This is a genomic window from Blautia coccoides (genome assembly GCF_034355335.1).
GTDB classification, from domain to species: Bacteria; Bacillota; Clostridia; order Lachnospirales; family Lachnospiraceae; genus Blautia; species Blautia producta.
In genome coordinates, this window is sequence record NZ_CP136422.1 from 1,406,145 (window position 1) to 1,417,014 (window position 10,870).

At 49.6% G+C, this 10,870-nt stretch carries 8 protein-coding genes; 7 read left to right on the forward strand and 1 reads right to left on the reverse strand.

Annotated features, from left to right (window positions below; genetic code table 11):
• Positions 1 to 24 precede the first annotated feature (24 nt).
• From BLCOC_RS06105 to folK, 7 genes are all read left to right on the forward strand, one after another.
• Positions 25 to 4,569, forward strand: coding sequence for a PolC-type DNA polymerase III (locus BLCOC_RS06105; RefSeq protein ID WP_115624717.1), 4,545 nt, complete (start codon positions 25 to 27; stop codon positions 4,567 to 4,569).
• Positions 4,570 to 4,593: 24 nt separating this feature from the next.
• The gene (locus BLCOC_RS06110) at positions 4,594 to 4,821 is read left to right on the forward strand and encodes a hypothetical protein (protein WP_115624718.1); all 228 of its coding nucleotides are present in this window, start codon (positions 4,594 to 4,596) and stop codon (positions 4,819 to 4,821) included.
• Between the two features lie 136 nt (positions 4,822 to 4,957).
• Positions 4,958 to 6,256, forward strand: coding sequence for a bifunctional folylpolyglutamate synthase/dihydrofolate synthase (locus BLCOC_RS06115; protein ID WP_115624719.1), 1,299 nt, complete (start codon positions 4,958 to 4,960; stop codon positions 6,254 to 6,256).
• A complete protein-coding gene (gene folE / locus BLCOC_RS06120) occupies positions 6,253 to 6,807 on the forward strand; it encodes a GTP cyclohydrolase I FolE (protein WP_029470181.1) in 555 nt (184 codons plus the stop codon). Before BLCOC_RS06115 ends, folE begins: the two co-directional genes overlap by 4 nt.
• The gene (locus BLCOC_RS06125) at positions 6,758 to 7,369 is read left to right on the forward strand and encodes an HD domain-containing protein (protein WP_322255280.1); all 612 of its coding nucleotides are present in this window, start codon (positions 6,758 to 6,760) and stop codon (positions 7,367 to 7,369) included. The genes folE and BLCOC_RS06125 overlap by 50 nt, the downstream gene beginning before the upstream one ends.
• Positions 7,370 to 7,511: 142 nt before the next feature.
• Entirely contained in the window at positions 7,512 to 8,330 is an 819-nt protein-coding gene (gene folP / locus BLCOC_RS06130; protein ID WP_115624720.1) for a dihydropteroate synthase, read from the forward strand.
• A 3-nt stretch (positions 8,331 to 8,333) separates the two neighbouring features.
• Positions 8,334 to 9,164 (forward strand): 2-amino-4-hydroxy-6-hydroxymethyldihydropteridine diphosphokinase, encoded by an 831-nt coding sequence (gene folK / locus BLCOC_RS06135; RefSeq protein ID WP_174717645.1) that lies wholly within the window; start codon positions 8,334 to 8,336, stop codon positions 9,162 to 9,164.
• Between the two features lie 585 nt (positions 9,165 to 9,749).
• Here folK and BLCOC_RS06140 read toward each other — a convergent pair.
• Complete coding sequence (locus BLCOC_RS06140) at positions 9,750 to 10,844, reverse strand: pyridoxal phosphate-dependent aminotransferase (RefSeq protein WP_018594289.1); 1,095 nt, start codon at positions 10,842 to 10,844, stop codon at positions 9,750 to 9,752.
• Between the last annotated feature and the right edge of the window lie 26 nt (positions 10,845 to 10,870).

The window sequence follows — 10,870 nt, forward strand, 5'->3', positions numbered from 1 at the left end:
GTTTTACAGAAAGGAAGCTTAATGATGGAAAAGAATTTTCTGGATGTCTTCCCTGATCTGGAGGCAGGGCGGGAACTCTCTGCCCTGTTGGAAGAGGTAGTGGTGACTAAAGTTGCCGTCAATCCGGAAAAAGACCATATCAGGATCTATATCCGGAGCAGACAGTGGATCCATAAAAAATATATCTATTCCCTGGAAGAGACCATACGAAACCAGTTTTTTCCCGGTGTGCCTATGTCGGTGAAGATCATTGAGAAGTTCACCCTGACCGGACAGTATACCCCAAAGCTGTTTTTTGACGCTTACCGGACATCCATGTCTATGGAGCTGAAAAACTACAGCATACTTGTGTACAATATGTTCCGCACTGCCCAGATCTCCTTCCCGGAGGAACAGAAGATGGAGCTTAGAATGCAGTCCTCCGTGTTGGCAAAAAGCCGAGAGGAGGAACTTGTATCCTATATCGAGAAGGTGTTCTGCGAGCGATGTCCTTTTTCTCTGATCGTGGAACCGGAATATGTGGAGGCCAGTGAGAGCAAAGTCCGCAAAAACAGTGAAATCCGCATTATGCAGGAGGCTGCCCATGTGATCGAGCAGTCTTCCTTCGGGCAGCAGCAGGAGGAACCGGACCAGTTTTTGGAGGAAGGTGCCGGTACTGCTTCGGAAGCTTTGAAGGAAGAAGAAAAGAAAGACGCTTCTGCCGGTAAAGCGCCTGCAGAGGAGAAAAAAAGTCCAAAAGGCCAGAAGGAGGAAAAAGGAAAGGACGGAAAGGGCAGGAAAAGCTTTGGAAAGGGCGACCGCAGTTTCGGCGATTACAAGCGCAGCATCAAGCGTTCGGACAATCCTGATGTACTCTACGGCAGGGACTTTGACGATGAGACGATCCCTCTGGAAAGTGTCCAGACAGAGATGGGTGAGGTCTGCATCCGCGGTCAGATCATGACCCTGGAGACCAGAGAAATCAGAAATGAGAAGACCATCATTATTTTTGCCGTCACGGATTTTACAGATTCCATCACAGTGAAAATGTTTGCAAGAAATGACCAGGTAGAGGAGATCCTGGCAGGTGTGAAGGAGAAAGCTTTCCTGAAACTGAAAGGTGTGACCACCATTGACCGGTATGACAGTGAACTGACTATCGGAAGTGTGGTGGGGATCAAGAAGATTGCCCCTTTTACCAGTTCCAGGGCAGATACCAGCCCAGAAAAAAGAGTAGAGCTTCACTGCCATACCAAGATGAGCGATATGGACGGCGTGTCAGATGCAAAGGCCATTATCAAGCGTGCTTATGAGTGGGGCCACAGGGCCATTGCCATCACAGACCACGGTGTAGTGCAGGCGTTTCCGGAGGCCAACCACTGCTTTGACTCCTGGGGAGGCGTTGTACCGCCGGATGCGGATTTTAAAGTCATCTACGGTGTAGAGGCCTATCTGGTGGATGACATGAAGGGCATTGTGCAGAACAGCAAAGGTCAGTCCATGCGTGGAACCTTTGTGGTATTCGATATAGAGACCACAGGATTTTCGGCACTCAGGGATAAGATCATTGAGATTGGCGCGGTCCGGGTGGAGGACGGCAAGATTGTAGGGCGCTTTTCAGAATTTGTAAATCCCCGGATACCCATTCCGTTCAGGATTGAGAAGCTCACCAGTATCAACGACGGTATGGTGGCAGGTGCCGGCAGCATAGATGTGATCCTTCCCCGCTTCACCGAGTTCTGTAAAGGGGCTGTCATGGTTGCCCACAACGCGGAATTTGATATGAGTTTTATCGAAAAGAACTGCAAGGATCTGGGAATTGAGACAGATTACACTTCTGTGGATACAGTGGGAATGGCACGTTTTCTGCTTCCGCAGCTAAACCGTTTTAAATTGGATACGGTTGCAAAAGCAGTGGGGGTATCCCTGGAGCACCACCACAGGGCTGTGGACGACGCGGAATGTACGGCCCAGATTTTCCAGAAGTTTATCACCATGTGTGAGGAGCGGGATATTCATACCCTGGATGAGCTTAACGAGAAGGGAGCGGTCTCTGTAAACGCAGTGCAGAAAATGCCCACCTACCATGCCATTATCCTGGCAAAAAATGACACGGGCAGAGTGAACCTTTATCATCTGGTGTCAGATTCCCATCTGATCTATTATCACAGGAGGCCCAGGATTCCCAAAAGCGTGTATCTGAAATACCAGGAAGGGCTTATGATAGGCTCCGCCTGCGAGGCCGGAGAGCTGTATCAGGCGGTCTTAAACGGAAGACCTGAGCCGGAGATCGCCAGACTGGTGAACTTTTATGATTACCTGGAAATACAGCCCATCGGCAACAATGCCTTCATGCTCCGGGATGAGGACAGGACGGATATCCAGAACGAGGATGACCTGCGGGAAGTCAACAGGAAGATCGTCAAGCTGGGGGAAATGTTCAATAAGCCTGTGGTGGCTACCTGTGACGTGCATTTTCTGGATCCGTCGGACGAAGTATACCGAAGGATCATTATGGCGGGAAAAGGTTTTGATGACGCGGATCTGCAGCCGCCGCTGTACCTGCATACCACGGAGGAGATGCTGGATGAATTCTCCTATCTGGGAAGTGAGAAGGCGGAGGAGGTTGTCATCACCAATCCAAATAAAATCGCGGACATGGTTGAGAAGATATCACCCATCCACAAGGGAAAGTGTCCTCCGGTCATTGAAAACTCTGATGAAATGCTGAGGGAGATCTGTTACAGCAAAGCCCATGAAATATATGGGGAGGAGCTGCCGAAAGTGGTTGAGGAGCGTCTGGAGAGGGAACTGAACTCCATTATCTCAAACGGATATGCGGTTATGTACATGATTGCTCAGAAACTGGTGTGGAAGAGCAACAGTGACGGTTATCTGGTAGGGTCTCGTGGTTCCGTAGGCTCCTCCTTTGCAGCCACCATGTCAGGTATCACCGAGGTAAATCCTCTTAGCCCCCACTATTATTGTCCCTCCTGTCACTACTGTGACTTTGATTCCGAGGAGGTACGGGCTTACTCCGGCAGGGCCGGCTGCGATATGCTGGATAAGAACTGCCCGGTGTGCGGAAAGCCGCTGACAAAAGAGGGCTTTGACATTCCCTTTGAAACGTTCCTGGGATTCAAGGGAGATAAAGAGCCTGATATTGACCTTAACTTCTCAGGCGATTACCAGGGAAAAGCCCACCGGTATGTGGAGGTTATTTTCGGGGCAGGGCAGACCTTCAAGGCGGGTACCATCGGTACACTTGCGGAGAAGACGGCATTTGGTTATGTGAAGAATTACTTTGAAGAGCGGGGAAGCCGCAAGCGGTACTGTGAGATCAACAGGATCGTGCAGGGGTGCACAGGGGTCCGCAGAACCACAGGGCAGCACCCTGGTGGTATCATTGTTCTTCCTATTGGCTGGGACATTGAGGAATTTACACCCGTGCAGCATCCGGCCAATGATATGAACAGCGATATCATCACCACACATTTTGATTACCATTCCATTGATTCCAACCTGCTCAAGCTGGATATACTGGGACACGATGATCCCACAATGATCCGTATGCTGGAGGATCTGACCGGCATCAATGCCAGGGAGATCCCTCTGGACAGCAAAGAGGTTATGTCTCTTTTCAAAAATACGGATGCATTGGGAATCACACCGGATGATATCAGAGGCTGTCCTTTGGGCTGTCTGGGTGTTCCGGAGTTCGGAACGGATTTTGCCATGCAGATGCTGATCGACGCCAACCCTACATCTTTTTCTGATCTTGTGCGTATTTCAGGCCTGTCCCACGGCACAGACGTGTGGCTGGGAAATGCCCAGGATTTGATCAAATCAGGGACGGCGACCATCACAACCTGTATCTGTACCAGGGATGATATTATGATCTACCTGATCAACAAGGGACTGGAGCACGGGCAGGCGTTCACCATCATGGAGAGTGTGCGTAAAGGAAAGGGGCTGAAGCCGGACTGGATCGATGATATGAAGGCTCACGATGTGCCGGATTGGTATATTGAGTCCTGTAAAAAGATCAAGTACATGTTTCCAAAGGCCCATGCTGCGGCTTACGTTATGATGGGATGGAGAATTGCCTACTGTAAGATCTATTATCCGCTGGCATACTATGCGGCATTTTTCAGTATCCGAGCAACGGCCTTTTCCTATGAGCTGATGTGCCAGGGAAAAGAGAAGCTGGAGTATTTTATGGATGACTATGAGAAACGCAAGGATACGCTGAGCAAGAAGGAGCAGGATACTTACAGGGATATGAAGATCGTGCAGGAGATGTACGCAAGAGGATTTGAGTTTGTGCCCATAGATCTTTATAAGGCCAATGCCCATACCTTTCAGATCATGGATGATAAACTGATGCCGGCTCTTGACACCATAGAGGGCTTGGGAGACAGGGCCGCCGACGCCGTGGTGCTCGCTGCGGAAGAAGGGGAGTTCCTTTCAAAAGATGATTTCCGGAACAGGACCAAGGTCAGCAAGACAGTTATCGACCTTATGGATGATCTGGGGCTGTTTGGTGATCTGCCGGATTCCAATCAGATGTCACTGTTTGACTTTCAGTAAGAATAGGACAGGGAGGGATATGCCGTGAAGAAAAAAATAGCACCTGTTATTATAGCAATCGTCGTGAGTCTGCTGATCACATTGTGGGCGGTGTCCGGTTTGCTGGGGACTGCGAATCTGGATGGATTTGCGCCCATGGGGTTATTTTTCGTACTGGCAGGGATCGGAGCCATAGGCGTGCTGATCGCAGTGCTTGTCATCCGATTAAAGGAGATCGATCAGGAAGATGAGGATGACCTAAAAAAATATTAGAGTTTCCATATCACCGCAGCGCTGTTTTTAAACAGTGGCTGCGGTGATATATTTCTTGAACACACAGGCGAAAAGTAATATAATGGGAACGATATAGAGACGGACAAAAAAGAGGGCCGCCTCGGATAGGAGATACATGAATTACAAAGAAGCAAGAGTATATTTGGATGAAGTGTCCAAATACGGAAGTGTACTTGGTCTGGATAACATGAGAGAGCTGCTCATGCGGCTTGGAAATCCCCAGGATGATCTGAAGTTTATCCATATTTCCGGTACCAATGGAAAGGGGTCAGCACTCTCATATATGTCTACAATCCTTTCCGGAGCGGGCCTGCGGACAGGCCGGTACATCTCTCCCACCCTCTATGCCTACCGGGAACGGATCCAGGTGGACGGGGAAATGATAGACAGGGAATCTCTGGCTGCCCTGGTGACCATCGTCAAAGAGGCAGTGGATGCCATGGAGGCAGAGAATAAGGGAAATCCAACGGTATTTGAAGTGGAGACTGCCCTGTCCTTTTTGTATTTTAAAGAAAAGAAATGTGACATCGTAGTGCTGGAGACAGGACTGGGAGGTACTCTGGATGCCACCAATGTGGTGAATACCACTGTGATAGAGATGATTTCCTCCATTGGCATGGACCACATGGAGTTTTTAGGTGGAACACTTCAGGAGATCGCGGAGAATAAAGCGGGGATCATCAAGCCGCACACATGGGTGGTGAGTGCGGAACAGGACCCGAAAGCGGCCGCAGTGATCCAGCGGGTGTGCCGTGAAAAAGACTGCAGACTGGCAGTTGTGGACCCGGCTGCCTTTCGGGATGTGCAGTATGGATATGAGAGACAGACCTTTACATATAAGAACTGGGAGAATGTGGAGATCACGCTGGCGGGAACCTATCAGGTGACCAATGCGGCTTTGGCGCTGGAGGCTGTGGAGGCTTTGCGGAAGCTGGGATATGATTTGTCAGAGGAACAGGTGAGAAAGGGCATGAAGGAAGCTTTCTGGAGAGGGCGTTTTTCTGTGATCCACAAAAACCCGGTGGTTGTCATAGACGGTGCCCATAATCCGGCTGCGGCCAAGGTGCTGAAGGATTCACTGGAGACTTATTTTAAAGGGAGAGACCTGCATTTTATCTTCGGTGTGTTCGCGGACAAGGACTATGAGAGTGTGATCCGGATGACAGCGCCTCTGGCAAAGCATATTATCACCATACAGACACCGGGCAATCCCAGGGCACTTCCGGCAGAGAAGCTAAGGGATGCGGTCAGAAGCGTCAATCCCAGTGTGGAGGCAGCGGGCAGCATACGGGAAGCGGTGGAAAAAAGTATGGAAAATGTACAGAAAGATGATGTGATCGTAGCGTTTGGCTCCCTGTCCTTTTTAGGGGAGCTTGACCGGGAAGTACAGGCCATGGAGGGAGAAAAAACATGAACCAGGATAAGATAAAAGAGGGAGTACGCTTGATTCTGGAAGGGATCGGGGAGGATGTAGACAGAGAAGGACTTTTGGAGACACCGGACAGGATTGCCCGCATGTATGAGGAACTGGCAGGTGGATATACGGACGATGCCGGTGTGCACCTGAAAAAACGTTTCCATGTGGACAACAATGATATGGTGATGGAAAAGGATATTCATTTCTATTCATTCTGTGAACACCATATGCTTCCCTTCTATGGGAACGCGGCCATTGCCTATATTCCCAACGGGGAAGTGGTGGGTCTGAGCAAGATTGCCAGGACAGTGGAGGTGTTTGCCAAGAGATTCCAGCTTCAGGAGCGGCTGACAGCCCAGATCGCGGATGCTTTTATGGAGGAGCTGAAGCCAAAGGGTGTGATGGTGCTGGTGCAGGCAGAGCATATGTGCATGACCATGCGGGGAATTAAAAAACCGGGAACAAAAACGGTATCTGTGGTGACAAGAGGTGTCTTTGATGACAATGAAAGCCTGCAGAATTCCTTTTACCGAATGTTGGACTGCTGATAAAAAGAATAAGTTTAGACAGTATTATTACGATATATGGGCAAAAGAGGACCGGAAATTGAAAGATAAGAGCAGGGATATGACAAGGGTAAACAGGATATGGAATCATTCTGTTTACCAAAGTGGTTTACATAATATAGAAGAGCTGGAGCGGGAACGTATTTTCTGCGGTCACGGGGTCCGGCATCTGTTGGATACAGCAAGACTTGCGTATATTGAGAATCTGGAGATGGGTCTGGGTATTTCAAAAGACATGATCTACGCGGCAGCCCTTCTGCACGATATAGGCAGAGGCCTGCAGTACACAGAGGGCATTCCCCACCATGAGGGCGGAGTGACGATCGCAGGCCCCATACTTAGGGAGTGCGGGTTTTCAGATGCGGAGACAGAGGAGATCCTGGATGCCATCAAAGGACACCGGGATGCCTCCGTGAAAGCTGCCAGAGATCTGGCGGGAATCCTCTACCGGGCGGACAAGGGTTCCAGGTGCTGCTTTTCCTGCCCTGCAGAGGCAGAGTGCAAATGGAGTGCGGAAAAGAAAAACATGTATTTGACAGTGTGAGCGTATTGAAGAAACAGAAGATATAGACTGCGCCGGAGTGCGTTTGGGAAGGGGTTCCTGCAAGCTGCGGGTTACAGTATGCAGAGAGCAGTTTTAAACGCTTTCCGGCAGTAAAAATACAGGAAAAAGGAGACAACAGGAAATGAAAATCGGAAACAGGATATTTGACACAGAACATGACTGCTATATTATGGGTATCTTAAATGTGACCCCGGACTCCTTTTCAGACGGCGGAAAGTGGAACGACATGGAGAGGGCAAGACAGCATGCTGCGGATATGATTGCCGAGGGGGCAGCCATTGTTGACGTGGGAGGGGAGTCAACCCGCCCGGGTCATCAGCAGATCACTGTGCAGGAGGAGATTGACCGGGTTGTGCCTGTCATTGAGATGCTGAAGCAGGATTTTGACATTCCCGTATCCATAGACAGCTACAAAAGCCAGGTAGTGGAGGCAGCCTTAAAAGCAGGGGCAGATATGGTAAATGACATATGGGGCTTTAAGTATGACAAAAAGGTCGCGGAACTTACCGCCCGTTATCAGGTTCCCTGTTGTCTGATGCACAACAGAGAGAAGGCAGAGTACACGGATTTTATGAAGGATATGTGTATGGACCTGAGAGAATGCGCAGAGATCGCAAGAGAAGCAGGTGTGGCAGAGGATAAGATCATCCTGGATCCGGGTGTGGGATTCGGAAAAAATTATGAGCACAATCTGACAGCCATAAATCATCTGGAAATGCTGAAGGAGATAGGATATCCTGTTCTTCTGGCAACCTCCCGAAAATCCGTGATCGGCAATACTCTGGATCTGCCCGCAGATCAGAGGGTGGAGGGCACCCTTGTGACCACTGTCATGGGTGTGGAAAAAGGAGCGGCCTTTGTGAGAGTCCACGATATAAAAGAAAACCTGCGCGCCATTCGCATGACTCAGGCGATCCTGCGGGAAAGAAAGGGAATGTAGCATATGAATCTGGAAAAATTTGATAAGATAACCATAGAGGATTTAGAGATATTTGCAAATCACGGTGTATTTCCCGAGGAAAATAAGCTGGGACAGAAGTTCATGGTCTCAGCCATATTATACACAGATACTGTGCGGGCAGGCAGAACAGACGAGCTGGAGGCATCCATTGATTACGGCGCTGTGAGTCATTTCATCACATCTTATATGCAGAAGCATACCTTCAAGCTTTTGGAGGCTGCTGCGGAGCATCTGGCAGAGGAGATGCTCAGAAGCATTGCCCATCTGGAGGCTGTTACCCTGGAAATAAAGAAACCATGGGCACCTGTGGGACTTCCCCTGAAAACCGTGTCCGTGAAGATAACAAGGGGTTGGCATACCGCCTATATTGCCCTTGGCTCCAATCTGGGGGATAAGAAGGCATACCTGGATATGGCTGTGGAAGAACTGGACAAGACCGTTGGATGCAAGGTACTGAAAGTTTCAGATTACCTGGTGACGGAACCCTACGGCGGAGTGGAACAGGATGATTTCCTGAATGCCTGTCTCAGCATGCGCACTCTGTACAACCCGTTTGAGCTTTTGGAGCGGATGCATGAGATTGAGCAGGCCGCCAAAAGAGAGCGCCTGGTACACTGGGGACCGCGGACTTTGGACTTGGATCTGCTGCTGTTTGACGATGAGATCATTGATACGGAAGAATTGATCGTGCCGCATGTGGAAATGCATCTGCGGGATTTTGTGCTGGTTCCGCTGGCGGAGATCGCGGGGTGGAAGAGACATCCGATTTTGGGGAAGACGGTGAGGAAGTTGGCTGCGGAATTGAATGGATGATGGGGAATAAGGCGGACGGAAGGAGATGGGAGAGGGCCGGGGGAGGAAGATGCCTGTGAACGAAGCGTTCCGCTGCCACGGAGCTAACCTGCTCCCATCTGCTAAATTCATCGGCACTGGCCTCTTCATTAAGCAGCTGGGGCAGGTGGATCTCCGCGGCGCTCCACTGAGACATCGTTCCCATGCATCTTCCTCCCCCGGCCCTCCCCCATCTCCTTCCTGTTTGTCACTATGCCACAGTATTACGCATTATTCCGCAGGTTTAGGAAATAAAAAAAAAGAAATATTATTTTTTGTTTTTTATATTCTCTTTTATTATTGCTGGCTGAGTAGCCGGTTTTTTTATCTTCCGGTTGAGAAGAACAGGGATGTTGGGGTGGGGTGGTGGGCTCTGTTGGCAGACATTGCGGTAGAGAGCCTGAAAATCCAGCCCTTACGGAGACTTAGGCGCGAAGTCTTTACTGAGCGTCTTAGTCGAAGTTAGGGCTTAGTTGAAGGGGAATGAAGCTGGCTGCCAACAGAGCCCACCACCCCACCCCAACATACCGTCCCTTTTTCCAACACATCTCCCCCCGATGAAATGTTTTAAAGCAATTCCTTAAAAGCCTTCATCAGTTCATCATTTTTCTCCGGACTCATTACGCAGAACCGTACATAGGAAGAATCCAGGAACGGAAATGTGGAACAGTCACGTATCATAAGCCCTCTTCTTATACAGCAGTCGAACAGCATATCTGATGTTACATCCTCTTTCAGTATTTTCATAAGAATAAAGTTTGTGCAGGAGGGATAGACCTTTACGGTATCCCAGGAAGAAAGAAGGCTGAGAAGGCGCTCGCGCTCTGTGGTGATGAGGGTGCGGGTTTTTTCAATGTATTCTTTGTCGGAGAACATGATGCAGCCGGCAATCTCGGCCAGGCTGTTGATGGTCCAGGGATTCTTTTTGGTGTTGATGTATTTCAGTAAATCCGGGTTGCCGGTGACAGCATAGCCCAGTCTCAGGCCGGGAGCTGCGAAAAATTTGGAAATTCCCCGGAGCACGATCAGGTTGTTGTAGTTGTTGGTGAGTGGGATGGAAGAGATTTTCCTGTCATCAGGGGCGAATTCCGCATAGGTTTCGTCCACCATGACTGCGATACCGAACTGCAGGGCAGCGTCCAGGATCTTCCGCATGTCTTTTCTGGAGATGGCGGAGGCTGTGGGATTGTTGGGATTGCAGAGCACCAGCAGGTCCAGGCCGTCTTTCATCTGGGCACACAGATCATTTACATCCATCTGGAAGTTGTTTTCCTCTTTAAGCGGATAATAGAGCGTGTGGCCTCCTTCCAGGGCAATCTCCCTTTCATATTCTGAGTAGGTAGGCCCCAGGATCAGCGCTTTTTCCGGATGGGTAGTCTGGATGAACAGAGAAATAAGTTCTGTGGAGCCGTTTCCCACTATGATGTTCTCGAACTGGGCACCGGTGTAGGCGCAGATGCTCTTTCGCAGTTTTGTGTAGTCCCGGTCCGGGTAGGTGGAGATGGCATCTACATGGCTTGCCAGTGTTTCCCTTAAAAGGGGAGAGATGCCGAGAGGGTTTACATTTGCGGAGAAACTGGTGATATCCTCCTTTTTGATCCCGTATATTTCTTCGATTTTTTCCAGGTCACTGCCGTGGAAATGATCTTTATGTTTCAGCATATGAATGCCTCCGTTCCTTTTATTTT

Bases quoted from the DNA above. Each gene is read 5' to 3' on its own strand.
- BLCOC_RS06105 (WP_115624717.1), top strand. From the start codon at position 25: ATGGAAAAGAATTTTCTGGATGTCTTCCCTGATCTGGAGGCAGGGCGG.
- BLCOC_RS06115 (WP_115624719.1), top strand. From the start codon at position 4,958: ATGAATTACAAAGAAGCAAGAGTATATTTGGATGAAGTGTCCAAATAC.
- folE (WP_029470181.1), top strand. From the start codon at position 6,253: ATGAACCAGGATAAGATAAAAGAGGGAGTACGCTTGATTCTGGAAGGG.
- BLCOC_RS06125 (WP_322255280.1), top strand. From the start codon at position 6,758: ATGACAATGAAAGCCTGCAGAATTCCTTTTACCGAATGTTGGACTGCT.
- folP (WP_115624720.1), top strand. From the start codon at position 7,512: ATGAAAATCGGAAACAGGATATTTGACACAGAACATGACTGCTATATT.
- folK (WP_174717645.1), top strand. From the start codon at position 8,334: ATGAATCTGGAAAAATTTGATAAGATAACCATAGAGGATTTAGAGATA.
- BLCOC_RS06140 (WP_018594289.1), bottom strand. From the start codon at position 10,844: ATGCTGAAACATAAAGATCATTTCCACGGCAGTGACCTGGAAAAAATC.